Below are 25,922 nucleotides of genomic sequence, written 5' to 3'. Positions count from 1 at the left end.
AAATTTTGCAGGATATCCTTTGTGAAATCATGTGCGAATTTCACTCAGATGTTTTATAATCCTAACGAATGCTTATCTTTGCACTTTCTAAATTAGAACGAATTTATGTCAACAAATAATAGAAGATTTCCAGCAGAATGGGAAAAACAACAAGGAATTGTATTGTGTTTTCCGCATAATGGTAATGACTGGCCGGGAAAATATGAGGCAGTTCAATGGGCTTTTGTAGAGTTTATTAAAAAAGTAGCCACTTTTGAAACTGTTTTTTTGGTCGTAGCCGATGAAAAGCTAAAAGAAAAAGTTGCTGATATGCTTGAGAGAGCTCGTGTAAACCTTGAAAATGTTTCTTATATTATTCATAAAACAAACAGAAGCTGGATGCGTGATTCAGGACCGATTATTGTAAAAAACGGCTCTAAAAGAGAAGCTTTAAACTTTAATTTTAATGGTTGGGCAAAATATAAAAACTATCAATTAGATAAATTTGTACCAGGCAAAATTGCAGATTTTATTGATGTGCCACTAACACAAGTGATGTACAAAGGAAAACCTGTAATTGTGGAAGGCGGTGCAATTGATGTAAACGGAAAAGGAACTTTATTGACTTCTGAAGAATGTTTGATGCATCCAACAATTCAAGTAAGAAATGCTGGTTTTACGAAAGAAGATTACGAAGCTGTTTTTAAAGAATATCTTGGCGTTACCAATGTAATTTGGTTAGGTGACGGAATCGAAGGTGATGATACACACGGACACATCGATGATTTATGCCGATTTGTAAATGAAGATACCATTGTAACGATTGTTGAAACCGATAAAAACGATTCAAATTACAAGCCATTACAGGATAATTTGAAACGTCTTCAGAATGCAAAATTAGAAAACGGAAAATCGCCTGTAATTGTAGCATTGCCAATGCCAAAACGTGTTGATTTTGAAGATTTACGTTTACCAGCAAGTTACGCTAATTTCTTGATTTTGAATAATTGTGTTTTAGTGCCAACATTCAATGACAGCAATGATCGTGTTGCTTTGAATATTTTAGCAGAATGTTTCCCAGATCGTGAAGTAATAGGTATTAGCTGTATTGATTTCATTTGGGGATTCGGAACTTTGCATTGCTTAAGTCAGCAGATTCCTGCATAAAAATAGTAGTCACAAATTAGAGTGAAATTACTTTGAACGTCTTAATCTGTGATAAAATTATCTGATATACAGAGATTTTCTTGTATTATTAAAGCTGTCACTTTTGGTGACAGCTTTTTTTTGATGTATATTTAACAAAGAGATTTGTCGTGTGTACTAACAACCTTCTTATATTCGTGTAGTCAACAATGCAGAAATGCAGATTTAATTTTATATGAAGAAGATATTTTTTATTCTTTCCGTGCTTTCTTCCGGAGTTCTATTTTCACAGACTGATTCACAAGAAAAAGTTGAACTTACATTTGCCACTTATAATGTAAGTATGGAATCTGATAATTATTCTCCAAAAGGGGCAATGGGAAAATCGGAGCAACTATTAATTCAACAGCTTAGTTCGGGGCATAATGCTCAAATCAAAAATATTGCACAGATTATTCAAACCGTTAGGCCAGATGTTATTCTGTTAAACGAATTTGATTACATTAAAGATCCTGAACTTGGTGTAAAGGCATTTATTAAAAATTATTTGAATATAGGCCAAGGTGGAGCATCAGCCATTGATTATCCTTATTACTATTATTCAACAGTGAATACAGGTCAGCCAAGTCCTTACGATTTGAACAATGACGGAAAGTTGACTAATTTTGGAAATGATGCATGGGCATTTGGTAATTATCCTGGGCAATATGGGATGATGCTTTTGTCTAAATATCCTATTGATGTTAATGCGATTCGTACTTTTCAGCATTTTAAATGGAAAGATATGCCAGGAGCATTGCTTACTAAAAAAGCGGATGGATCTGATTGGTATAACAAGAAAGCATGGAAGGAATTTCCATTATCTTCAAAATCTCACTGGGATGTTCCTGTACAGATTGGTGATAAAACAGTTCATATTTTAGCTAGTCATCCAACTCCTCCGACTTTTGATGGTGTTGAAGATCGTAATGGGAAAAGAAATCATGATGAAATCCGATTTTGGAAAGATTATATTTCAGATAATTTGGCTTCATATATTTACGATGATAAAGGCGTAAAAGGTGATTTGCCTCCGAATTCTCGATTTGTGATATTGGGTGATCAAAATGCTTCGCCTGTTGAAGGAGATGCTATTAGAGAAGGTATAAAGTCTTTAATAGAAAGTCCGAAAGTCAATAGCGACTTTACACCTGCTAGTAAAGGTGGTGCAGAATTTAGTCCTAATAATCCTTTTGGGGTTAATCATACGGCCTTTTGGAGAATGCATGCTGATTATGTATTGCCATCCAGATTAGGTTTTAAGGTTGTCGATAGCGGTGTTTTCTGGCCTGCAAAAGGTGAACCAATGGCCGAATTGGTTGAAAAACGCGAATCAAGTTCGGATCACCGTTTAGTTTGGGTAAAGGTGATTTTAGAATAAATAACTTTAAATAAAAGCATAAAAAACCTTGGTCATCGCCAAGGTTTTTTACTTTTTATATCTCTTCAGACTTATCTGCTCTTCATTGTTTGATGAAAGGAGGTAATAATTGACTAGAAACTTCTCCAAAACCAATTCTTACCTCAGTATTTTCGCAGAAACCACGAATAATTACAGTATCGTTATCTTCAATAAATTTACGCTCGCTTCCGTCTTTTAACTTCAATGGATTTTTTCCTCCCCAAGTCAATTCTAACATAGAGCCAAAACTATCAGGAGTTGGACCAGAAATCGTTCCAGAACCCATCATATCGCCAGAATTTACACGACACCCGTTAGAAGTATGATGTGCTAACTGTTGGCTCATTGACCAATATAAATATTTGAAGTTTGATTTTGAAATAACAGTTTCTTCTTGATCTTCAGGTTGTAATGAGACTTCTAAATGAATATCAAAAGCTTTTTTTCCTTTAGTTTGTAAATAAGGAAGTGGAGCAGGATCTTGTTTTGGTCCTTTTGTTCTAAAAGGTTCCAAAGCATCCATAGTCACAATCCAAGGAGAGATTGAAGTGGCAAAGTTTTTAGCTAAGAATGGTCCAAGAGGCACATATTCCCATTTTTGAATGTCACGCGCGCTCCAGTCATTCAATAAAACCATTCCGAAAATATAGTCTTCTGCTTCGTAAGTTGGAATATTTTCTCCCATTACATTTACATCTGTTGTAATAAAAGCAGTTTCTAATTCGAAGTCTACTAAACGTGAAGCACCAAAAACCGGCGTATCGTGACCATTTGGCAAGGTTTGTCCCATTGGTCTATGAACCGGAATTCCAGATGGCACAATTGTAGAACTTCTACCGTGATATCCAACTGGAATATGAAGCCAGTTTGGTAACAATGCATTTTCTGGATCACGGAACATTTTACCTACGTTTGTAGCATGTTCTTTACTAGAATAAAAGTCTGTATAATCACCAATTAAAACTGGTAATTGCATTTCTACATCTTCTATTTTAAATATAACAATATCTCGGTGTTTTGTTGAATCTCTTAATTGCGGATTGGTTTCGTCAAAGATCTCAGCGATACGATTTCGAACCAGACGCCATGTTTTTTTTCCGTCAGAAATAAAATCATTTAGCGTATCCTGCATAAACATATCATCGGTTAATTCTATTCCTTCAAAATAGTTTAATTGTTGTAAAGCCCCTAAATCTATAGCATAATCACCAATTCTTGTTCCTACAGTAACGACATTTTCTTTGGTAAGAAACACGCCAAAAGGAATATTCTGAATAGGGAAGTCGCTATTTTCTGGCACTTCTAACCATGATTTTCTACTGGTATCGTTGGCGGTTATAGGCATGTTTAATGTTAATTATTTGTTGAAAAATTACATGTCAAATATATCATAATCTAGCAGTTTGACAAACGTTTTTTTGTATTTTTGCGTGAAATTAACGAAAAACATAAAAATGCAACGCGACGAACAAATTTTTGATCTTATCCAAGAGGAGAAAGAAAGACAAATTCACGGATTAGAGCTTATTGCTTCAGAGAATTTTGTAAGTGATGAAGTAATGGCAGCAGCAGGGTCTGTTTTAACTAATAAATATGCAGAGGGTTATCCTGGTAAAAGATACTACGGCGGTTGCGAAGTAGTTGACGTTATTGAGCAAATTGCTATTGATAGAGCTAAAGAATTATTTGGTGCTGAATATGCAAACGTACAACCTCACTCAGGTTCTCAAGCAAATACAGCTGTTTACCACGCTTGTTTGAATCCTGGTGATACTATTTTAGGTTTCGATTTATCTCACGGTGGTCACTTGACTCACGGTTCTCCGGTAAACTTCTCAGGTCGTTTATATCGTCCAGTATTCTACGGTGTAGATGCTGAAACGGGTCGTTTAGACTATGATAAAATTCAAGAAATTGCAACAAAAGAACAGCCAAAATTAATCATCGCTGGAGCTTCTGCTTATTCTCGTGATATGGATTTTGCTCGTTTTAGACAAATTGCTGACAGCGTAGGAGCAATCTTATTTGCTGATATTTCTCACCCAGCTGGTCTTATCGCAAAAGGATTATTGAGCGATCCAATTCCACATTGTCATATTGTTTCTACAACAACTCATAAAACATTAAGAGGGCCACGTGGAGGTCTTATTTTAATGGGGAAAGATTTCCCAAATCCACAAGGATTAACAACTCCAAAAGGAGAAATCAGAATGATGTCTTCATTGTTGGATTTAGCTGTTTTCCCAGGAAATCAAGGTGGACCTTTAATGCACATTATCGCTGCTAAAGCGGTTGCTTTTGGTGAAGCGCTTAAAGATGAGTTCTTTACTTACGCAATGCAATTACAAAAAAATGCAAATGCAATGGCTGATGCTTTCGTAAAAAGAGGTTACAACATCATCTCTGGCGGAACAGATAACCACATGATGCTTATCGACTTAAGAAATAAAAATATTTCTGGTAAAGAAGCTGAAAATGCATTAGTAAAAGCTGAAATTACAGTAAACAAAAACATGGTTCCTTTTGACGATAAATCTCCATTTATCACTTCTGGAATTCGTGTTGGAACAGCTGCAATCACAACCCGTGGTTTAGTTGAAAAAGATATGGAAACTATAGTGGCTTTAATCGATAAAGTTCTTACAGATCATACAAACGAAGATCTTATCGAAGAAGTTGCTGAAGAAGTAAACGAATTAATGAGCGAAAGACCAATTTTTGCATATTAATTAGATAAGTCTTAAAGTTTTTAAAATCGAAAGTCAAAAGCCTTATTTTTGACTTTCGATTTTTGCTTTTATAACACATAACTTTTAATTCATAACTCATAACTTTAGAAATGGGCGTATTAAGATTACAACTACCAACTGACCCAAGATGGGTAAATATTGTTGAGAAAAACATCGAAGAAATCTTGACAGATCACGCTTGGTGCGAGCAAAAAGCAGCAACAAATGCGATTACAATTATCACGAATAACTCTGAGCATCAAGATTTAGTGAAAGACTTATTGGCTTTAGCCAAAGAAGAAATCGATCATTTTGAGCAAGTTCATAACATTATCATCAAAAGAGGATTGAAACTAGGACGTGAGCGTAAAGATGATTACGTAAACGAACTGTACCAATACATGAAAAAAAGCGGAGACGGAAGTCGTGTTTCTGGACTTGTTGAGAGATTATTATTCTCAGCAATGATTGAAGCTAGAAGCTGCGAACGTTTTAAAGTGCTTTCTGAAAACATCAAAGACGAAGAATTAGCACTTTTCTATAGAGAATTAATGGAAAGCGAAGCAGGACATTATACGACTTTCATTACTTACGCTCGTAAGTACGGAACAGGAATCGACGTTGAAAAACGCTGGAGAGAATGGTTGGCTTTTGAAGAATCTATCATTACGAATTACGGAAAAGGAGAGACGATTCATGGTTAGGTTTTAGTTTTCAGTCTCAGTGGCAGTTTTCAGTTTGCTTTGTGAATCTTTGCGTTATCTTTTGTGAATCTCTGTGGAATTTTAAAGCAAATCAAAGGCCTGAATTGTTTACAAGTTCAGCTTTTTGTTAATCTAAAATCAACAATCTAAAGTCCAAAATTCCGTACATTTGAGAGTAACCAAAATCTCGAACTATGAGAATAGAAATGGACCTGAAATTAGGATTTAAAGACGTAATGTTTAGACCTAAAAGATCAACGCTGAAAAGCAGATCTGAAGTTTCCTTAGAACAAAATTTCAAGTTTTTGCACAGTACTTCAAGCTGGACAGGAATTCCGATTATGGCTGCTAATATGGACACCGTTGGAACTTTTGAAATTGCGAAGGTTTTGGCAGGAGAAAAGCTTTTTACGGCGATTCATAAGCATTACACTTTAGAAGAATGGAATAATTTCTTGAAAAATGTCAGTCCAGATTTCTACGATTATATCGCTGTAAGCACAGGTACAGGAAGAGAAGATTTTGAGAAAGTAAAACAGATTATCGCATCAAATCCTCAGTTAAAATTTATTTGTATTGATGTGGCAAATGGCTATTCCGAACATTTTGTTCAGTTTTTGAAACAAACTCGCAAACAATATCCCGATAAAATAATTATCGCTGGAAATGTGGTCACAGGAGAAATGACCGAAGAATTACTCTTAGCAGGCGCTGATATCGTAAAAGTCGGAATTGGACCAGGTTCTGTTTGTACAACACGTGTTAAAACTGGCGTCGGTTATCCGCAACTTTCTGCTATTATTGAATGTGCTGATGCCGCACACGGTTTAGGTGGACATATTATCAGCGATGGCGGTTGTACAACTCCCGGAGATGTTGCAAAAGCTTTTGGTGCAGGAGCCGATTTTGTAATGTTAGGTGGAATGTTAGCTGGACATACCGAAAGTGGTGGTGAGTTGATAGAAGTAAAAGGAGAAAAATTCAAACAATTTTACGGAATGAGTTCGAAAACAGCCATGGATAAACATTCTGGAGGAGTTGCAGAATACAGAGCAAGTGAAGGAAAAACAGTTCAGGTTCCGTTTAAAGGAGATGTGATTCACACTGTTTTAGATATTTTAGGAGGAATTAGAAGCACTTGTACTTATGTTGGAGCTTCAAGATTAAAAGAATTAACTAAACGTACGACTTTCATCCGCGTAAGCGAACAAGAAAATCAAGTTTTTACAAAATAATATGATTCAAATTACTGAAGCAACTATTGAAGATATTACTAAAATTCAAGAGATTGCACGTATAACTTGGCCAATTACGTATGGCGAAATCTTAACGGCGGAACAATTAGGATATATGTTGGATATGATATATTCTGATGAAGCACTTTCAAAACAAATTCAGAATAAAGAGCAATTATTTTATTTAATTTCAGATGCTGATTCTGAAATTGGTTTTATCGGAATTGAGCACAATTATAAAAACGAAGCGATAACCAAAATTCATAAAATTTATCTTCTACCAGAAACGCAAGGAAAAGGCTATGGCAAAATCGTTTTTGAAGAAATTGGAAAATTGGCTTTAGAAAATAATTCAAAAAATCTTTTATTGAATGTAAACCGTTTTAATACAGCGTTGAATTTCTATAAAAAATTAGGTTTTGAAATTAAAGAAACGGTTGATATTGAAATTGGAAACGGTTATTTAATGGAGGATTTTGTGATGGGGAAGCAGATTTCAAATTAAGTTTTCAGCATTTTTGTCATTCCGACGAAGGAGGAATCTCCACGAGAAACTCTACAAAGATTGGTGATATTCTATGCGGAGCTACTTGTGGAGATTCCTCCTTCGTCGGAATGACAAACTTCGCGTGAATCATTAAATGAATAAAAAAAAGCCAATAGTTAGTGGCTTTTTTTATTTCTGATCACTCACAATAATATCATGTTTAAACAACAACCCTTTCACTTCACTCAAAGAAAAAATAGCTTTCTTCAATTTAGTTTTAGACGGATCAATAGTATAATTGAAACTCGTTTTAAAATCGGTTTTGTTGGCGATGGCTTTATTAAATTCAGAACGATATAAATCGCAATTATAGAAAACGACACTCGTTAGATCTGCAGCCATAAAATCGACAGCGATTAAACTGCAGTTGGTAAAAAACGTTCCTTTTAATTTTAGAGTGTAAAACTTCGAAAAGTCAAGAATACAGTCATTAAATTCGATTTCAAAAATCAATTTATCACACATCGCAAAATTGACGTCTTTAATCTCACATCGATTAAAAGTTGCCGTTCTAAAAGCAACATAATTGATTTTGGCTTCGGTAAATATACAATCATTAAAAACACAGTCAATAAAAGTAACAGCCAAGAAAGTACATGCTGAAAAGTTACAATTATTAAAAACGCAGCATTCGAAGTCTTTAAAATTAAGATCATCTTTGTCGTAAACAATCGTATTGTATTCTTTATCAAGAAAATATTCGCTTTCTTTTTTCAACTCTTTTTTGATAATTATTTGAGACTGAAAAGGTAATAATTTGCTGTAGAATTTTCGATGAAAATCGGAATCATTTTGAAATTATTAACGACTTTAGAATAAAATTAATGTAGCTTTACAGGTATTTTTTAAGCTAAAATTTATCAATTTCACAATATGGAATCAACAAGAAAAGAGCATGATTTTCTAGGGGAATTAGAAATTCCAAATCATTTATACTACGGAATCCAAACTTTTAGAGCGGTAGAAAATTTCAATATTACAGGTATTCCAATTTCAAAAGAACCTTTATTTATCAAGGCTTTAGGATATGTGAAAAAAGCTGCTGCCTTGGCTAACAAAGATTGCGGTGCAATTGACCCAAAAATTGCAGAAGCGATTTGTTACGGAAGCGATCAGGTAATTGCAGGTAAATTTGATCAGGAATTTGTGAGCGATTTAATTCAAGGTGGAGCAGGAACTTCTGTTAACATGAACGCGAATGAAGTAATTGCCAATATCGGACTAGAATATTTAGGTCATAAAAAAGGAGAATACCAGTTTCTTCATCCAAATAATCATGTAAACTGCTCGCAATCTACAAACGATGCTTATCCATCAGCATTTAGAATTGCTTTGTATTTGAAAATGGAAAGTTTCATCAAAACTTTTGCAGGTTTAGAAGTTGCTTTCGCTAAAAAAGGAGAAGAATTCAAAGAGGTCTTAAAAATGGGAAGAACGCAATTGCAAGACGCTGTTCCAATGACTTTAGGACAAGAATTTAAAGCTTACGCAACCACAATTGGCGAAGATATTCAGCGTTTAAAAAATGCTCAAGAATTATTATTGGAAATCAATATGGGCGCAACGGCAATTGGAACAAAAGTAAATGCTCCAGAAGGTTATCCAGAAATCTGCGTAAAATATTTAGCCGATGAGGTTGGAATTCCGTTAACGCTTTCGCCGGATTTGATTGAAGCGACGGTAGACACAGGGGCTTACGTTCAGATTATGGGAACCTTAAAACGTTCTGCGGTAAAGATTTCAAAAATCTGCAACGATTTACGTTTATTGAGTTCTGGACCAAGGACAGGTTTAAATGAAATTAATCTTCCTGCACGTCAGCCTGGTTCGTCTATTATGCCAGGAAAAGTGAATCCAGTAATTCCGGAAGTCGTAAATCAAACTTGTTTTTATGTAATCGGGCAGGATTTAACAGTTACAATGGCAGCAGAAGCGGGACAATTGCAATTGAATGTAATGGAACCTGTAATTGCTTTTGCTATGTTTACGTCGTTAGATTATCTTTCAAATGCGATTCAAACTTTAATCGATAAATGTATTAACGGAATCACTGCAAACGTTGATCATTGTTATAATATGGTCATGAACAGTATAGGAATTGTGACGCAATTAAACCCGATTATTGGTTATGAAGAAAGTGCGAGTATTGCAGGTGAAGCTTTAAAAACAAACAAAAGTGTGCATCAAATTGCTGTTTTAGAACGAAAGTTAATTACACAGGAAAAATGGGATGAAATCTATTCTTTAGAAAACTTAATTCATCCAAAGTTCATCACAAAATAGTTTTTTAGAGAATTAATTAAAAGCCGTTAATTGTTTAACGGCTTTTTTTGTTTTGGAATAAATCTGGTTTTAATTCGTAAGATGTTGAAAATTAGGATTATATTTACATTATGTTGCTGGTTTCTAATGAAATAAATTTTTTAAATGGTGAATTTTTTAAAAAATAATGGCTTTCAGTACAAGTGTAAAATCTTAGGATTGTTATTTTTTATTTCATTTAATATGTTTTCTCAAGAGGAAATAGAAACTTCAGAAATTTGTCCACCAAAAACCATTTTCGATATCTTTAAAAAAGAGGATAATTCATTAGTTGTTAAACCCACAAAAAACAATTTCTTCCTATTAATTCCAGCAATCGGCTCTCAACCGGCAACTGGATTTTTTTTTGGTGCTATTGCGCAATATACCTTTAAAGGAAAAGAAGAAAAAGATAAATATTCCATTGCCAACGTTGGAATTACTTATACTCTGAAAGATCAATGGCTTGTAAACATTAAAAACAATATTCTGCTTAAGAACAATAAAATCTTTTTGAGCGGTGATTATCGAATTTATCTTTTTTCACAGCCTAATTATGGTCTAGGAACTGATATTATTCCACATCATAGCAAAAGAGAAAATTTCAGTATCGATTCTATCGCTCAGGATATGGATTACAATTATTTCAAGTTTCATCAAACAGTTTCTTTTGAAGTGAGAAAGAATTTTTATGTAGGTGGAGGAATCAACATTGATTGGTATTCTAGTATTAAGGATAAAGAATTGGATGTAGAAAACGGAAATCTAACGTATCATTATAATTACAGTCAAAAATATGGATTCGACAATTCAGAATATTTTCTCAACGGACTAAGTCTGAATTTAGTTTACGATTCCAGAGACAATCAGGTTAATGCTTCCAAAGGTTGGTTCGCCAATATCAATTATAGATTTAATCCCGTTTTGTTTAATAATCAGGATTACAGCAATGTTTTATTTGCTGAATACAGACATTTTATTCCACTTTCGCATAAAAATCCACATTATATTTTAGCTTTTTGGACTTACGGACAATTTGTAACTCGGGGAAAAGTTCCTTATTTAAATTTGCCCGCAATTGGTTGGGATCAACGAAGCAGAAGTGGGGAAGGTTATACACAAGGACTTTTTAGAGGAAACGGTTTAGTTTATTTATCTACCGAATTTAGATTTCCAATTACTTGTAATCAATTGTTGAGTGGTACGGTTTTTACCAATTTTGTAACCGCCAGTAATTCAGTTACCAATCTTTCTCTTTTTAAATCGATTCAACCTGCTGCTGGAATTGGTCTTCGAATTTTAATTGATAAAGCGACTAAAACAAACTTGGTTTTAGATTATGCTTGGGGAAATAACTCAAAGGCTTTTTATTTGAATGCGGGCGAGACTTTTTAGTTAATGTTTTGTTTTTCAAATGTTTGTGTTGTTGTTTTTAAGTTTTTTCTTTCTAAAATAAATCAATTTTTGAAAGAAAAAGATTAATTTTGATTATTCCATTAACAAACAAAATCCAAAATTTATGAAAAAGTACAGTTTATTATTAGTTGTATTTCTGTCGGCGATGGGGATACAGGCTCAGGATGCAAGATCATTTTCTCTTAATTTGTATGGAGGTTATAATTTTTCAGATAAGTTAGATTATAACAATTATTCTGCAACAATTGAAGATGGTTTTCAATATGGTGCGGGATTTGAGTATTTCTTTTCAACCAATAACTCAGTTGAGTTAAAGTATCAAAGAGCAGATGTAAAAATACCTTTGTACGGTCCTGCAGGAATCCAGATTAATACCAACGACAAAGGTGCCTTCAATTTCATTTTAGCAGATTTCACTCATTATTTTGATACAGGATCAAATTTGCTTCCGTTTTTGGGTGCAGGTGCGGGAGTTGGTATTGTAGAATCACCTCAAGGAGGAAGTGGTACTTATTTTGCTTGGGATATAAAAGGTGGTGTAAAAATTAAAACAGATTCAGCTGTATCTGTAAATATTAACGCTTATTTGCAATCAATGTCTGCGGCAGTTGGAGAGAGTTATTATTGGAGCTATTGGGTAGGACCAGTGGCTATTGAAGATTACATTTCAACTTTTCAATTTGGACTTGGTGCAACTTTAAGTTTTAACTTCAAAAATTAATAATTAAAGGCTTTAAACCTAAATAAATAAGAAAAAGCAGACTATTAAGTCTGCTTTTTTGTGTATTGACTAAATTGTTTATAATTAAATCAAAATTTCTATCCGTAATAAGTACTATTTTTGAAACTCAATTCTTATTTTTGTTGTATATACAAACTTCTCAAGATGAAATTACTGATAGTCGAAGACGAACCAAATCTATTATCTATACTAAGAAAAGGATTTGCCGAAAATAATAATGAAGTAAGTGTGGCTCTTGATGGCAAAACTGCTCTTGAGATGATTCATAATTATACTTTCGACGTCGTAGTTCTAGACGTAATGCTTCCGGATATTAACGGAATCGAAATTTGCAGAAGACTTCGCGCAGCTAAAAACTTTGTTCCTATTTTATTGTTGACGGCTTTAGGAACTTCAGAAAATATCGTTACTGGTCTTAATGCTGGTGCAGATGATTATTTGGTGAAGCCTTTTAAATTTGGAGAATTAGATGCTCGCGTAAATGCACTTTATAGAAGATCGCATCAGGAAACGGAGAAAATTGATACTATAACAATTGGCGATTTAGAAATAAACGGACGTGCAAAATCAGTTAAGAGAGGCGGAGAAAATATTGTTTTAACGGCCAAAGAATTTAAACTTTTGTACTATCTCGCAAAAAATACAGGCAGAATTGTATCTCGTGATCAAATTTTGGATAATGTTTGGGATATTAATTTTGATATGAATACCAACGTTGTCGATGTGTATATAACCTATTTAAGAAGAAAGATTGACAAGCCTTTTGATACCAAACTTATTCATACCATGAAAGGTTTAGGTTATGTTATAAAGCCATAAAATGGATATTAGAAAAAAAATTACCTTCAACTACGTTGCTCTTTCTACCTTTAGTACATCGCTATTGTGTATCATCGTGTTTTTTTTATTCAGAGAAAATAATAGATATCACTTTTTAAAGCGTTTAGATGACAGGTCAAAAATTGTCGCGTCTATTCATTTTCAAAAAGATCCTGAGAAAATAAAGTACTATAAAAATCTTCAAAAAAATGGTCTTGAAGAATTAATTGAAGAAGAAGAATATGTATTAAAAATCAACAGTCATAACAGTTTTGATTATAATACCAATCTTAATCTTCCGAATACTTTTTATACCAATATTTTAAGCACTGGAAGAGATTCTTACGAAATAGATAACAAATATTATTTAGGACAGATTTTTGAAGAAAACGGACAAAGATATATTGTAATTGTTGGCGCGAGAGATCGTAAAGGAAAAGATACAACGGTTTATATTGTCAAAATTATGCTTTTTGGCGGTATTGGTTTCGTTATTCTGGCTTTTCTTTTAGGTAGATTTTTGGCAAAGCGAGTAATAAATCCTGTTGCACGAATTACAAAAGAAGTAAAAAGAATTAGTGCTTCAAACCTTCATAATCGTCTTCCAGAAGTTAAAAATTCAGATGAGATTTCAGATTTGACCAACACCTTTAATAATATGCTGGATCGCTTGGAAACTTCTTTCGAAATTCAAGCCAATTTTATTAATAATGCCTCTCACGAATTAAAAACACCAATAACTACCATTATTGCCGAAGCTGAGATTATGCTTCTTAAAGAAAGAGAAAAGGAAGAATACGTAGAATCGTTGCAAAATATTTACAGTCAGGCTTCAAGATTAGGAAATTTAACCGAAAGTCTTTTAAAGCTAACACAAACTGGTTATGACGGTCAGAAACAAGTATCAGATATTGCCAGAGTTGACGAATTGTTATTAGATGTAAAATCTGATTTGGATAAAATTTATCCAGACAACCGAGTGAGCATCAAAATTGATATTGCGCCAGAAGATTCTAACTTGCTTTTGCTTCCGTGTAACAGACCTTTGCTCGAATTGGCAATCAATAATATTATTACGAATGGAGTAAAGTATTCTGATAATAATGAAGTATTTGTAAATCTTTCAGCAAATTCAGATAAGATTAAAATTTCGATTAATGATATAGGAATCGGAATTCCGCCAGAAGATATTCCGCATTTGTATGAACCTTTCTTTAGAGGGAAAATCGCGACTAAGTATATAGGTTATGGTTTAGGACTTCCTTTGGCTTCTAAAATTATCAGAATGCACGAAGGAGAACTACAAGTACAATCTGAGCAAAATAAAGGAACAATCGTAACGATTATCTTCAAGAAAAGAAACATTAAAAAATCTAATGTTTAAATTTAGGAAATTCTAATTTTAGGTTAAGAACGGTATAATTCGTTGATAGTTAATTTGTAAGTATAAACTAAAAGAGTATACTTATGAAAAATTTTCTTATACCTACGACTTTAAAAGACGATACAATCTTAGCTGTTAAATCTGCGGTGAATCAGTCAAAAGATACTGAATCAGAAATTATTTTAGTATTAGTTTCAGAAGCACCGGATACTTTTTCTACTTCTAGTTTTTTAAGAGAAATGAGATCCGGACTTACCAAAAGTCAGGAAGAAGTTCTGGAAACTTGCAGATATATTATTGAACACACTCCAAATACCAAACTAAAAGTCCATAACCAATACGGACTTTCAGCACCAATTTTCAAACGTCTTATTGAAGCTTTTTCTGTAAAATTGGTCATTTTAACGCATTCTTATAAACAAGAAACCAAAAAAATCCATCAGTATTTGGTTCAATTGGCTGGAAATCAAAAATGTCCAATTCTACATTTGAGTACAGAAATTAATAAAGAAGTTTTCAGCAAAGCACTTTATGTTGAAAATTCTACTAAAAGTATTCATGTAAAAGATGTACAGCAATATTTAAGCGAAAACTTCTCATTTGAAATCGTAAGTCAGACAGCAAATTTTGATGATAATTACGAAAATGTTGCACCATTTTTATCAGAAGCCATTTCAAAGCATAATATAGACATGTTGGTCGAAACCAGAAAAGGCGAAAAAATCAAATTTAAAAAAGTAAAAAAAGAAAATGTCAATGAAAAACTAGGACTTCCAGTTCTTTCATTGTATGAAGAGATAGTTTAAGATGCTAAGTTTCTAAGATACTAAGTCTCTAAGTTTTTTTAATTCTTAGCATCTTAGAAACTTAGCCTCTTAAAAAAGAAAATTTAATTTAAATCCGAAAATATGTTGTTAAAGAAAAGAATACCAATGAAGTACGTTCTCGGGAAAATTAAAGTAGAAATTGTTCTGGTATTAGCTTATACCGTACTTTTTGAAATTTTTCATCATTATTTTATCAATCTTCCCGTAGATATTCCAATCGCAATTCCAACCATGATTGGAACCATTATTTCCTTATTATTGGCTTTTAAGTCGAATCAGGCTTACGACAGATGGTGGGAAGCCCGAATTGTTTGGGGAGCCGTTGTAAACGATTCCAGAACCTTAATTCGTCAAGTTTTGACTTTTTATAAAGATCCAGATTTTTCTGTTGAAGCCAGCGAATTCAAAGAGAATTTTGCAAAAAGACAAATTGCTTGGTGTTACAGCTTAGGAGAATCTCTAAGAAAAAGAGATGCCATAAAACCACTTGAAGGTTTGATGAGTGATGAAGAAATTAAATACATCAAAAACCATCAAAACGTTCCAAATGCTATTTTAATGTTGCATGCAAGAGATTTAAGAAATGCAAAAAACGAGAAGAAAATCAACATGTATCAACAAGTTGAAATTGATAATACATTGTCAAGACTTTGTGATGAAATGGGGAAATGTGAACGAATTAAAAACACGATTTTCCCAACAACTTACAGTATGTATATTCGATTGACATTGTGTTTGTTCATCTTATTATTACCATTCGGATTAACAAGTGTGTTAAGTTGGTTTGCAATTCCGTTGATTACCGCTATTGGAGCCGCTTTCTTTTTGATTGAAAGAATGGCAATTCATTTGCAAGATCCGTTCGAAAATCGACCAACAGATACTCCGGTTACAACTATTGCAAGTACAATCGAAAAAAATATAAAACAAATGCTGAATGAATATCAAAGCGAATTTGATATTCTGAATGAATTTGAATTAAACGACGAACCTAAGAAAGTCGAGAAAGACGCTTACTTTGTCTTATAAGAATTTAATTTTGGTCTTCTTTTAATTAGTTGGCTGGACAGTGTGTAGTTGCGCTGTCCAGTTTTTTTATTTAAACACATAGAAACATAGTTTTGCAACCATAAAAAAGGCGTTTCACTTATTTGAATGCACATAGCTATGTGTGAGAAACTGGTTTCTTTCTTTATTCTTTATTTAGCAAAATAAAATCTATGTTTCTATGTGTTTAAAATACTTTACAGTTGATGAGCCAATCTCCCCAATGTTTGAATAGCAGTTCTCAATTCATTTGTCCAAGGCAGACCAAAACTCAATCGCATACAATTAGAAAATTGATCCTGAAACGAAAAAATCCTTCCCGGAGCAATACTGATATTGTGTTTTAAAGCCAAATGGTAAAAAGCTGCCGTATCAATCTTTTTGTCCATTTCGACCCAAAGAAAAAAACCGCCTTGAGGTTGACTCACTTTAGTACCAGCAGGAAAAGATTCTAAAACGGTATTGATATAATTGGTACAATTTCGATTTAAAATCTGGCGTATTTTTCGAAGATGATTTTCATAACGCCCGTTTTTCAAGAAATCTCCAACTACTTCATGTGTTATGGTAGAATTTGAAATCGTATGATATAGTTTTGTTCTTAGAACTTCCTTTTTAAATTTTCCAGGAATAATCCAGCCTACACGATAACCTGGCGCTAAAGTTTTAGAAACAGAACTACAGAAAAGAACAATTCCGCTTTCGTCGTAAGTTTTACAGGTCGTTGGACGACTTGCTCCAAAGTACAAATCGCCGTGAATATCATCCTCAATCAATGGAACATTATAAAAATCCATCAATCGGACAATTTCTTTTTTATGTTCATTTGGCATCATACTTCCTGACGGATTACTGAAATTACTCATCAAAACGCAAGCTTTTATTTTATTAGAAGAAAGTGTTTTCTTTAAAGCTTCTAACTCTATTCCAGTGGTCATGTTTGTTGGAAGTTCCATTACATACAAGCCCAACGATCTGGCCAATTGCAGAATACCAAAATAAACAGGGCTTTCGGTAACAATAGTATCTCCTGGTTTTGTCAAAGTCAGTAAACAATCTGAAATGGCAGAGATACAGCCTGGTGTTGTAATAATGTCTTCTTCAGTAAAAGAGCCGCCCCAAGTAAATGACCAACGTGCAATTTCTTTACGTAAATTACTGTTTCCTTGTATTTCCTCATAACTTGTTCCGCTGTTCGGTAATTGACGCATGGCCTGCACCATTCCTTTATTCAATTTTGCAATTGGAAGTAGCTCATTAGAAGGAAAACCAAGCGAAAGCATAGTAAGGTCTTTTTTGCGCATATCGCCATAAACCAAATCAATCAGATCCTCACGTTCGATATTTTCAACTGTTAAAATTGGATTACTTGCCGATGGTTCAGGAATTGTTCGAGCCGAAATATTACTTACATAATAGCCAGATTGTGGTCTTGATTCGATCAAAGAACGACTTTCAACTTCGTAATATGCCTTGCTTACTGTACTCATGCTGTAACCCGTTTCGGCACAGACTTCACGTATAGATGGCAGTTTATCACCCACATTTAAAAGTCCAGATTTGATCTGTTTCTCGATACGGTCAGCAAATTGAAGATATAAGTGATTAGAATTTTTCATAAAAAAATAAAAACTGTTATGCTGCAATTTACAAAAACTGTATCTGTATTGCTATTTTATTTTTTGGAAATTTGCTTCATCAAAAGAAAACAAATTCAAAACACATTTTGTGAAAACAACAAAGTATTATATTGCGGCGATTTCAGCCTTTATTACATGGGGACTTTTCAGTTTGGTTTTAAAGCCAATTCATGATTATCCTTCATTGGATATTTTATTTTTCCGTGTTTTTAGCTGTGCTATTTTAATGCTTTTGATTGCTTTTCTTTTCAAAAGAAAACAAATCAAAGAAACAATTGCTATTTTCAGTGCTTTATCAAAAGCAGAAAAAAGAAAATCGATTTTGTTGAATATTGGCGGAAGTGCATTTTTGATGGCAAATTGGTTTACTTTTATTTATGTAGTAAATCATGTTAGCGTTAAAGCAGCTTCTTTGGCTTATTTGGTTTGTCCAATTCTAACAACTTTATTAGCTTATTTTATATTGAAAGAAAAACTGTTGAAAACGCAATGGCTTTCAGTAGGATTAAGTATCTCAGGATGTATATTGCTTTCATACAGCGATATAATGGATATGTTTTTCAGTATCATTATTGGACTAACTTATGCCGCTTATTTAGTAAGTCAGCGTGCCAACAAAGGTTTTGACAAATTTATCGTTTTGACTTTTCATATCACATTGGCTGCATTGTTTTTAGTACCATTTTACCCAACTTATGGAGGACCGGTTCCAACAGAATTTAAATTCTATTTCTGTATCGAAACAATCGCAATCTTATTTACTATTGTACCGCTTTTCCTGAATTTGTACGCGCTTTCTGGAATCAATTCTTCAACAGTTGGAATGTTATTAAACATCAATCCGATGATTGCATTTGGATTGGCAGCCTTTGTTTTCAAAGAGAATATTACACCTTTACAAATTACAGCATACGGAATTATTTTTGCTGCAGTGTTAGTTTTTAATTCACATCATATTTTTGCCATAAAGCAGAAATTAAACACAATATCCAAAGGTTCATAATCCTTAGTTTTCATATTTTTTATTGGTTTAAAATCGAAAATTACCAGAATCTTAACAGGATGTTTAAACAGGAATGATTATTTTTCATTCCTGTTTTTTTATGCGATAAAGCGAAAAAAGTGATAGCCACGAATTCACGAATTATTTTAAAATAAATATTAAAAATTCGTGAATTCGTGGCTAAAAAAACTATTAAAAACTGAATCTATTGATATGAAAAATACCAAACTTCAAGCCTTTACTCCCTTATTTTATTTAGTGTGGTCAGATGATTTATTGACGCAGAAAGAATTTGCTACTTTAAAAGAGTTTATCAATTCCTTAAATGTTTTATCTGAAGAAGAAAAGCAATATTTACTTTCGAAAGTAGATATTTCTAATCCGCCTTCGCGAAATGAACTCACACAATGGAAATCGGATATTGAAAAAAGTATTCAGGATAAATCTTCTATTAAGTCTATTTTTGATATTGCAAAAGCGCTTTCAGCAAACGATTTGGACTTAACGCCAATTGAATCAGATTTTAAAAAACTGGAAAATGATTTAGGGATTTTAGGCGAAGAAGCGCTTCAAAACTTCAAAACCAAAGCAGGATCTTTTACAGCAGATTCTCATACCGATGCGAGTTTTGACATTCAGAAAATTACTCAAATTTTAGACGGAAAGGAAGCTGCCATAATAGCAAAAGTAAAATCGGTGATTTCAAGACCTGAATTTGCTTACGAAACTTCTACCGATATTAACGTTTTTAGGCAAACCGTTTACAAATGGTGTAAAATTCTGGCAGATGAAAATCTCGGAAATATGGCGTATCCAAAGCAATATGGTGGCGGAGAAAACATAGCAGATTATTTTGCGATTATGGAAACGCTGAGTTACCACGATTTAAGTTTGGTAATCAAATTTGGTGTTCAGTTCGGACTTTGGGGAATGAGTGTTCAATCTTTAGGAACAGAAAAGCATTATGCTAAATACTTAAAAGATATTGGTTCACTAAAACTTCCAGGTTGTTTTGCTATGACCGAAACACATCACGGATCAAACGTAAAGGGTTTAGAAACAACGGCAACTTACAATCATAACGATCAAACTTTTACCATTCATACGCCAAATAAAAATGCTCAAAAAGAATATATCGGAAATGCTGCTGTTCATGGTCAAGCTGCAACTGTTTTTGCAAAATTAATTATTGATGATCATGATTATGGAGTAAATGCTTTTGTGGTTCCGCTTCGTGATCCAAATGGAAATGTACTAAACGGAGTAACAATTGGAGATTGTGGCCATAAAATGGGATTAAATGGTGTGGATAACGGAACGATTAGTTTTGATAATGTGGTAATTCCGAAAGAAAATATGTTGGATCGTTTTGCATCTGTAAATGAAAAAGGTGAATTCGAAAGTCCGATTCCGAGTGATAACAGACGATTTTTTACTATGTTAGGAACTTTGGTAGGAGGAAGAATCGGGATTCCGCGTTCGGCTTTAGCGGCAGCTAAATCTGGATTGACAATTGCCATTCGCTACAGCGACCAAAGAAGACAATTTGGACCAGAAGGAGGTTCTGAAGTTCCAATTTTAAATTATAGAATGCATCAGCGTAGATTGTTACCTCATTTGGCTAAAACTTATGCGGTTCATTTTGCACTTCAATATCTAACTAATAGATTTTTGAAAAGAACTGAAGCTGAAATGCAGGAAATCGAAGCTTTGGCTGCTGGAATGAAATCATATTCGACTTGGAGTACCAGAGATATTCTGCAGGAATGTCGTGAAGCATGTGGTGGAAAAGGATATTTGTCTGAAAATAGAATTGATGCATTGAAAAACGATACAGAAATCTACACAACTTTTGAGGGTGATAATACTGTTTTAATGCAATTAGTAGCCAAAAACCGTTTGTCTGAGTTTAGAAAATCATTTGGAGAAATGGGGTCGTTGGGAATCATTAATTATGTTTATGAGAATGCCAAAACTGCAATTACAGAGAAAAATCCGATTGCAACCCGCAGAACAGAAGACGAGCATTTGTTAGATGGGGAATTCCATCTTCAGGCTTTCGTTCATAGAGAAAAAACTATTTTAGCTTCTGCAGCAAGACGTATTAAAAAATTGGTTGATGGAGGATTAGAAGCCTATGATGCTTTTAATGTGGTTCAGCATCAAATGATTGATGTGGCGCAGGCTTATTTGGAAAGAGTAGTTTTAGAACAATTTCAAATTGCAATTAAAGAAGTAGAAGATGAACAGTCAAAAGCAATTTTGACAAAATTGAGTCAATTGTATGCGCTTTCACAAATCGAAAAAAATAAAGCATGGTATCTTGAAGATGGTTATATGGAAGCCGTAAAAACTAAAGCAGTTCGTAAAATGGTAAATCAGCTTTGTTGGGACATTCGTCCGGATGCTGTGGCTTTGGTAAATGCATTTGATATTCCGGAAAGTTGCCTAGCCGCGCCAATTGCAGCACATATCTAGTTTCGAAAAATACATTTTTAGTAAATGATTTCGGTTTGGTTCAATTCAGATCGAAATCATTTTATTTATAAAAAAGTGATATGTGCGATTATTTTATTTATAGCATTAGTCTAAATCGCACCCATTTTTAGTACATTTTGACCACAATGAAATAATTCTCTTTTTATACTTTCGCTTTGTTATATTTGTAAATCCATTAACTAAAACGACTTGAAAAATTATTACTTATTTCTGTTCCTTATTATTATAAACTTTCCAGTTTTTGCATTGGGAAGCACAGATGATATTTTAAAACAATTAAATGAGGCAATAAAAAATAAGCAGCAATATGTCAAGATTAAAGAAGAACGAATTCTTAATTTTAAGAAATTAAAATCGGATAATCTTACCAAAGAACAGGAATACAATTATAACAAAACATTGTATTTTGAGTATCAGAAATTGAATTCAGATTCGGCAATTCAATATGTAAAAAAGAATCTTAAAATTGCAGAAGAATTAAAAGATAAAGAGCTTTTTAATTTAGCTCAATTACAATTAGTTACCTTATATTCTTCGTCTGGAAAATATCGCGAATCTGAAGCGCTTTTGAAAAGCATTAATAAAAATAATCTCGCAACTTCTTTACTTCCCAACTATTACATTTCGTATCGTGAGTTTTTTGAGCATTATGCGGCGAATAGTTACAGTCCAGAATATCGAAAACAAATTGGTAAATACAGAGATTCGTTATTAAATATTTTAGATAAAAATACACTTGAATATCAGATTAATAGAATTCAACAGGATATTTTTATTAATAAAAAATACAAGAATCCAGAGAAAGAATTATTGGTTTTATTGAATAAAACTAAAGAAGAAAGTCCTCAATATGCGATGATAACTTATTTATTGGGAAAAATTGCAGAAGCTACACATGATTTAGAAGCAAGAAAAAAGTACTATGCGCTTTCTGCCACTTCAGATATTAAAAATGCCAATAAAGACAATGCTTCGTTACAGGAACTAGCATTGGTTTTTTATGAAATTGGTGATGTAGATATGGCTTACAAGTTGACGCAGTCGGCAATTGAAGATGCATTATACTGCAATGTTCAATTTCGAACTTTACTGATGTCAGAAGTATACTCCATAATCAATACGGTTTATCAGGAACGTGAAGCACAACGAAAAAGTGAATTACAAATTTATCTTCTTTGTATCAGTTTGTTATCGTTATTCTTATTAGTGGCTATTATTTACGTATACATGCAAATGAAGAAAGTTTCGCGAATTCGATCAGAACTTTATGAAACCAGTCAGAAATTAGCAGAATTAAACAAAGATATTACAGAAACAAACAACCAATTACAGCAAAGTAATCTACAATTGTCTGAATCTAATTTGGTTAAAGAAGAATATATTGCGCATTTCTTCAGTCTTTGTTCGACCTACATTAATAAACTGGAGAATTACCGAATTATTCTAAACAAAAAAGCGACTGCAAAACAGTTTGATGAAATTTATAAAATCTTAAAATCAACTACTTTGGTTGATAATGAGTTAGAAGAATTGTACAAAAACTTCGATATTATCTTTTTAAACTTGTATCCAACATTTGTAAAGGATTTCAATGCGTTGTTAATTCCCGAAGAACAAATCGTTCTAAAACAAAATGAATTGCTGAATACTGAACTTCGAATTTTTGCTTTAATCCGACTTGGAATTACTGACAGTGTTAAAATAGCGGCATTTTTACGTTATTCTTTAAGTACAATTTACAACTATCGTACAAGAGCCAGAAATAAGGCAGCAGTTTCACGAAACGATTTCGAAGAAATGGTCATGAAAATCGGTTCAATGGCTTTGAAAGCGTAAATATTTATTTTAAATCTACTACTTTTTTTACTGGTTTAAAAAAGTTAAATATTTGTAAATCAGTTTTTTAATTTTTTAATTCACTACTTTTTTCTATCTAAAAATGTAACGTGAACGATAACGTTTTAGTTTTACAATATGATAAAAAAAGTTTTCCAAAAAGACTTTCCCTATTATAAACTAATGCTTTAATAATTACTGTTATGTTAAAAAACGTTAAAACAATTGTTGTTTTACTTTTACTAAGTTCTTTGGGAGTGAATGCCCAAAACAAAGTTCCAGTTTATCTGGACGATAAAAAACCGATTGAAGAGCGTGTAGAAGATGCGCTGAAACGAATGACTACTGATGAGAAAATTGCCATGATTCATGCGCAATCTAAATTTAGTTCTCCAGGTGTAAAACGTCTTGGGATTCCAGAAAACTGGATGACAGACGGACCACACGGAATTCGTACAGAAGTAAAGTGGGACGAATGGGATCAAGCAGGATGGACAAACGATTCTTGTATTGCTTTCCCAGCGCTTACAGCACTTTCATCTACATGGAACAAAGAATTATCTTCTTTATACGGTAAATCTATCGGAGAAGAAGCGCGTTTTCGTAACAAAAACGTATTATTAGGGCCAGGGGTAAACATTTACAGAAGTCCATTAAACGGTCGTAATTTCGAATATATGGGAGAAGATCCGTTTTTGGCAGCAAAAATGGTGGTTCCTTATATTAAAGGAGTTCAAGCCAATGGAGTGGCTGCTTGCGTAAAACACTTTGCATTAAACAATCAAGAAACAAACCGTAATTCAGTTAACGTAATTGTTGACGATCGTGCTTTATACGAAATTTATCTTCCTGCTTTTAAAGCAGCCGTTCAAGAAGGTGATGTTTGGTCGATTATGGGATCTTACAACAAATATAAAGGACAGCAATGTTGTCACAATGAATATTTATTAAATGATATTCTTCGTGGAGAATGGGGCTTCAAAGGAGTTGTAGTTTCAGATTGGGGTGGAGTTAGCGATACGAAACAAGCTATTCACAATGGTTTGGATATGGAATTTGGTTCTTGGACAAACGGTCTTTCTTGGGGAACAAGTAATGCTTATGATAACTATTACTTAGCAAAACCATATTCTGAAATGATCAGAAAAGGTGAAGTTGGAACTAAAGAATTAGACGAAAAAGTACGTCGTATTCTACGTTTATCTTTCTTGACTACAATGGACAGAAATCGTCCTTTTGGATCTTTCGGAACGGAAGAACACGCTTTAGCAGGTCGTAAAATTGCTGAAGAAGGAATTGTTTTATTACAAAACAACAATAATATTCTGCCAATCAACCTTTCTAAAACTAAAAAGATTGCGGTTATTGGAGAAAATGCTATCAAAATGATGACAGTTGGTGGAGGAAGTTCTTCGCTTAAAGCAAGATACGAAATCACACCGCTTGAAGGTTTAAAGAAAAGAGTCGGAAACCAAGCTGAAATTGTTTATGCAAGAGGTTATGTAGGAGATCCAACAAGTAACTATAATGGTGTTATTGCTAAAGTAAGTTTAGAAGAAAAACGCCCTCAAGCAGAATTAACTGCAGAAGCTTTGAAAATTGCTAAAGATGCTGATATTGTTCTTTTTATTGGTGGTTTGAACAAAAGTGAAAATCAAGATGACGAAGGACACGATCGTAAACATTTAGAATTGCCTTATGGTCAGGATAAATTAATCAGTGAATTAGCGAAAGTAAATAAAAACATTGTTTTCGTAAATATTTCAGGAAATGCTGTTGCAATGCCTTGGATTAAACAAGTTCCAGGAGTTGTTCAAGGATGGTTTTTAGGAACTGAGGCTGGAAATGCTTTGGCAAATGTTTTGGTTGGAGATGTGAATCCTTCAGGAAAATTATCTTTCACTTTCCCAGTAAAATTAGCAGATAACGGAGCTCATGCTTTAGGAGAATTCCCAGGTGGAGATGATGTAAAATACAACGAAGGAATTTTTGTTGGATACCGTTGGGTGGACAAAAACAAAATTAAACCATTGTTTTCTTTTGGACACGGCTTAAGCTACACGACTTTTGCTTACGGAAAAGTAACAGCTGATAAAAAACAAATTAACGAAGGAGATAAAATTACATTCTCAGTTAACGTGAAAAATACAGGAAGCAGAGAAGGATCTGAAGTGGTGCAGTTGTACATTACAGACGTAAAATCTTCATTACCTCGTCCGATAAAAGAATTAAAAGGTTTTGAGAAAGTGGCTCTAAAAGCTGGAGAAGAAAAAACAGTAACGTTTACAGTTGATAAAACGGCTTTAAGTTTCTTCGATGATAAAAAACATGACTGGGTTGCAGAACCTGGTGATTTTGAAGCAATCATTGGTGCTTCATCAACAGATATAAAATCTAAAGTGAATTTCTCACTTAAATAAGTTTTTATTTCTAAAAATTGGTTGGTTTGTAAAGCTGCAAGTGTAAAAATTTGCAGCTTTGCTTTTGGTTATAAACTTACCATTAAAACATAATATTAGTTTTATCATTAAGATATTAAGTTTCATTAAGAAAGTCTTATTTTTGAATATTTCCAGGATAAGATTCATTAGGTCAAACTTAATATTTGTAAAGTAAAGCTTTCTTTC

Annotated in this window: 20 protein-coding genes; 17 read left to right on the top strand and 3 right to left on the bottom strand. The window is 33.4% G+C overall.

The annotated features are described in order from the left end of the window. Positions 1–105: 105 nt before the first annotated feature. Both NQQ59_RS03875 and NQQ59_RS03870 read left to right on the top strand, forming a co-directional pair. Positions 106–1,146 carry an agmatine deiminase family protein gene (locus NQQ59_RS03875; RefSeq protein WP_144213799.1) on the top strand — a complete coding sequence of 347 codons (1,041 nt, stop codon included), beginning with the start codon at positions 106–108 and terminating at the stop codon, positions 1,144–1,146. A 214-nt stretch (positions 1,147–1,360) separates the two neighbouring features. Then, on the top strand, positions 1,361–2,545 hold the full coding sequence (locus tag NQQ59_RS03870; RefSeq protein WP_144213797.1) for an endonuclease/exonuclease/phosphatase family protein: 1,185 nt from the start codon (positions 1,361–1,363) through the stop codon (positions 2,543–2,545). 82 nt (positions 2,546–2,627) lie between these two features. Here the strand turns inward: NQQ59_RS03870 and fahA are convergent, their stop codons facing one another. Continuing rightward, complete coding sequence (gene fahA, locus NQQ59_RS03865) at positions 2,628–3,911, bottom strand: fumarylacetoacetase (RefSeq protein ID WP_144213795.1); 1,284 nt, start codon at positions 3,909–3,911, stop codon at positions 2,628–2,630. 109 nt (positions 3,912–4,020) lie between these two features. Here fahA and glyA point away from each other — a divergent pair, with 109 nt between their 5' ends. The 4 genes from glyA (at position 4,021) to NQQ59_RS03845 (ending at position 7,739) form a co-directional block, all read left to right on the top strand. Next, positions 4,021–5,295 (top strand): serine hydroxymethyltransferase, encoded by a 1,275-nt coding sequence (gene glyA / locus NQQ59_RS03860; RefSeq protein ID WP_132991450.1) that lies wholly within the window; start codon positions 4,021–4,023, stop codon positions 5,293–5,295. 110 nt (positions 5,296–5,405) lie between these two features. After that, on the top strand, positions 5,406–5,999 hold the full coding sequence (gene miaE / locus NQQ59_RS03855; protein ID WP_132079980.1) for a tRNA-(ms[2]io[6]A)-hydroxylase: 594 nt from the start codon (positions 5,406–5,408) through the stop codon (positions 5,997–5,999). A 194-nt stretch (positions 6,000–6,193) separates the two neighbouring features. Continuing rightward, positions 6,194–7,234 carry a GMP reductase gene (locus NQQ59_RS03850; protein WP_144213793.1) on the top strand — a complete coding sequence of 347 codons (1,041 nt, stop codon included), beginning with the start codon at positions 6,194–6,196 and terminating at the stop codon, positions 7,232–7,234. Position 7,235: 1 nt separating this feature from the next. Next, a complete protein-coding gene (locus NQQ59_RS03845) occupies positions 7,236–7,739 on the top strand; it encodes a GNAT family N-acetyltransferase (protein WP_144213791.1) in 504 nt (167 codons plus the stop codon). A 171-nt stretch (positions 7,740–7,910) separates the two neighbouring features. Here the strand turns inward: NQQ59_RS03845 and NQQ59_RS03840 are convergent, their stop codons facing one another. After that, on the bottom strand, positions 7,911–8,498 hold the full coding sequence (locus NQQ59_RS03840; protein ID WP_144213789.1) for a pentapeptide repeat-containing protein: 588 nt from the start codon (positions 8,496–8,498) through the stop codon (positions 7,911–7,913). A 156-nt stretch (positions 8,499–8,654) separates the two neighbouring features. Here NQQ59_RS03840 and aspA point away from each other — a divergent pair, with 156 nt between their 5' ends. The 7 genes from aspA (at position 8,655) to NQQ59_RS03805 (ending at position 16,299) form a co-directional block, all read left to right on the top strand. Then, positions 8,655–10,064 carry an aspartate ammonia-lyase gene (aspA, locus tag NQQ59_RS03835; RefSeq protein WP_144213787.1) on the top strand — a complete coding sequence of 470 codons (1,410 nt, stop codon included), beginning with the start codon at positions 8,655–8,657 and terminating at the stop codon, positions 10,062–10,064. A 222-nt stretch (positions 10,065–10,286) separates the two neighbouring features. Then, positions 10,287–11,477: a BamA/TamA family outer membrane protein gene (locus NQQ59_RS03830; RefSeq protein ID WP_257698137.1), complete on the top strand. Its 1,191-nt coding sequence runs from the start codon at positions 10,287–10,289 to the stop codon at positions 11,475–11,477. Between the two features lie 124 nt (positions 11,478–11,601). Beyond that, entirely contained in the window at positions 11,602–12,219 is a 618-nt protein-coding gene (locus NQQ59_RS03825; RefSeq protein ID WP_144213784.1) for a porin family protein, read from the top strand. Between the two features lie 165 nt (positions 12,220–12,384). Continuing rightward, positions 12,385–13,059 (top strand): response regulator transcription factor, encoded by a 675-nt coding sequence (locus NQQ59_RS03820; RefSeq protein ID WP_144213782.1) that lies wholly within the window; start codon positions 12,385–12,387, stop codon positions 13,057–13,059. A 1-nt stretch (position 13,060) separates the two neighbouring features. Next, on the top strand, positions 13,061–14,443 hold the full coding sequence (locus NQQ59_RS03815) for a HAMP domain-containing sensor histidine kinase (RefSeq protein ID WP_144213780.1): 1,383 nt from the start codon (positions 13,061–13,063) through the stop codon (positions 14,441–14,443). Between the two features lie 83 nt (positions 14,444–14,526). Continuing rightward, a complete protein-coding gene (locus tag NQQ59_RS03810) occupies positions 14,527–15,249 on the top strand; it encodes a hypothetical protein (RefSeq protein ID WP_144213778.1) in 723 nt (240 codons plus the stop codon). A gap of 102 nt (positions 15,250–15,351) precedes the next feature. Next, positions 15,352–16,299, top strand: coding sequence for a bestrophin family protein (locus NQQ59_RS03805; protein ID WP_144213776.1), 948 nt, complete (start codon positions 15,352–15,354; stop codon positions 16,297–16,299). Positions 16,300–16,514: 215 nt separating this feature from the next. Here NQQ59_RS03805 and NQQ59_RS03800 read toward each other — a convergent pair whose 3' ends face one another. Continuing rightward, on the bottom strand, positions 16,515–17,936 hold the full coding sequence (locus NQQ59_RS03800) for an aminotransferase-like domain-containing protein (RefSeq protein ID WP_144213774.1): 1,422 nt from the start codon (positions 17,934–17,936) through the stop codon (positions 16,515–16,517). Between the two features lie 109 nt (positions 17,937–18,045). Between NQQ59_RS03800 and NQQ59_RS03795 the strand changes: the two genes are divergently transcribed. The 4 genes from NQQ59_RS03795 (at position 18,046) to NQQ59_RS03780 (ending at position 25,715) form a co-directional block, all read left to right on the top strand. After that, a complete protein-coding gene (locus NQQ59_RS03795) occupies positions 18,046–18,960 on the top strand; it encodes an EamA family transporter (protein WP_144213772.1) in 915 nt (304 codons plus the stop codon). A 213-nt stretch (positions 18,961–19,173) separates the two neighbouring features. Continuing rightward, positions 19,174–21,438 (top strand): acyl-CoA dehydrogenase family protein, encoded by a 2,265-nt coding sequence (locus NQQ59_RS03790; protein WP_144213770.1) that lies wholly within the window; start codon positions 19,174–19,176, stop codon positions 21,436–21,438. Positions 21,439–21,648: 210 nt separating this feature from the next. Continuing rightward, a complete protein-coding gene (locus NQQ59_RS03785; RefSeq protein ID WP_144213768.1) occupies positions 21,649–23,295 on the top strand; it encodes a DUF6377 domain-containing protein in 1,647 nt (548 codons plus the stop codon). A gap of 203 nt (positions 23,296–23,498) precedes the next feature. Next, positions 23,499–25,715, top strand: a complete 2,217-nt coding sequence (locus NQQ59_RS03780) for a glycoside hydrolase family 3 C-terminal domain-containing protein (RefSeq protein ID WP_144213766.1) — start codon at positions 23,499–23,501, stop codon at positions 25,713–25,715. Positions 25,716–25,922: the final 207 nt, after the last annotated feature.

It is taken from the genome of Flavobacterium panacis (assembly GCF_024649945.1).
Classification (GTDB): Bacteria; Bacteroidota; Bacteroidia; order Flavobacteriales; family Flavobacteriaceae; genus Flavobacterium; species Flavobacterium panacis.
Note: the sequence above shows the minus strand (reverse complement) of the source record. Positions and strands in the feature narration are given on the sequence as shown.

Coding starts and splice junctions, on each gene's coding strand:
- NQQ59_RS03805 (WP_144213776.1), top strand. CDS start 15,352: ATGTTGTTAAAGAAAAGAATACCAATGAAGTACGTTCTCGGGAAAATT.
- NQQ59_RS03825 (WP_144213784.1), top strand. CDS start 11,602: ATGAAAAAGTACAGTTTATTATTAGTTGTATTTCTGTCGGCGATGGGG.
- NQQ59_RS03830 (WP_257698137.1), top strand. CDS start 10,287: ATGTTTTCTCAAGAGGAAATAGAAACTTCAGAAATTTGTCCACCAAAA.
- NQQ59_RS03780 (WP_144213766.1), top strand. CDS start 23,499: ATGTTAAAAAACGTTAAAACAATTGTTGTTTTACTTTTACTAAGTTCT.
- NQQ59_RS03815 (WP_144213780.1), top strand. CDS start 13,061: ATGGATATTAGAAAAAAAATTACCTTCAACTACGTTGCTCTTTCTACC.
- miaE (WP_132079980.1), top strand. CDS start 5,406: ATGGGCGTATTAAGATTACAACTACCAACTGACCCAAGATGGGTAAAT.
- glyA (WP_132991450.1), top strand. CDS start 4,021: ATGCAACGCGACGAACAAATTTTTGATCTTATCCAAGAGGAGAAAGAA.
- NQQ59_RS03810 (WP_144213778.1), top strand. CDS start 14,527: ATGAAAAATTTTCTTATACCTACGACTTTAAAAGACGATACAATCTTA.
- aspA (WP_144213787.1), top strand. CDS start 8,655: ATGGAATCAACAAGAAAAGAGCATGATTTTCTAGGGGAATTAGAAATT.
- NQQ59_RS03800 (WP_144213774.1), bottom strand. CDS start 17,936: ATGAAAAATTCTAATCACTTATATCTTCAATTTGCTGACCGTATCGAG.
- NQQ59_RS03875 (WP_144213799.1), top strand. CDS start 106: ATGTCAACAAATAATAGAAGATTTCCAGCAGAATGGGAAAAACAACAA.
- fahA (WP_144213795.1), bottom strand. CDS start 3,911: ATGCCTATAACCGCCAACGATACCAGTAGAAAATCATGGTTAGAAGTG.
- NQQ59_RS03850 (WP_144213793.1), top strand. CDS start 6,194: ATGAGAATAGAAATGGACCTGAAATTAGGATTTAAAGACGTAATGTTT.
- NQQ59_RS03790 (WP_144213770.1), top strand. CDS start 19,174: ATGAAAAATACCAAACTTCAAGCCTTTACTCCCTTATTTTATTTAGTG.
- NQQ59_RS03820 (WP_144213782.1), top strand. CDS start 12,385: ATGAAATTACTGATAGTCGAAGACGAACCAAATCTATTATCTATACTA.
- NQQ59_RS03870 (WP_144213797.1), top strand. CDS start 1,361: ATGAAGAAGATATTTTTTATTCTTTCCGTGCTTTCTTCCGGAGTTCTA.
- NQQ59_RS03845 (WP_144213791.1), top strand. CDS start 7,236: ATGATTCAAATTACTGAAGCAACTATTGAAGATATTACTAAAATTCAA.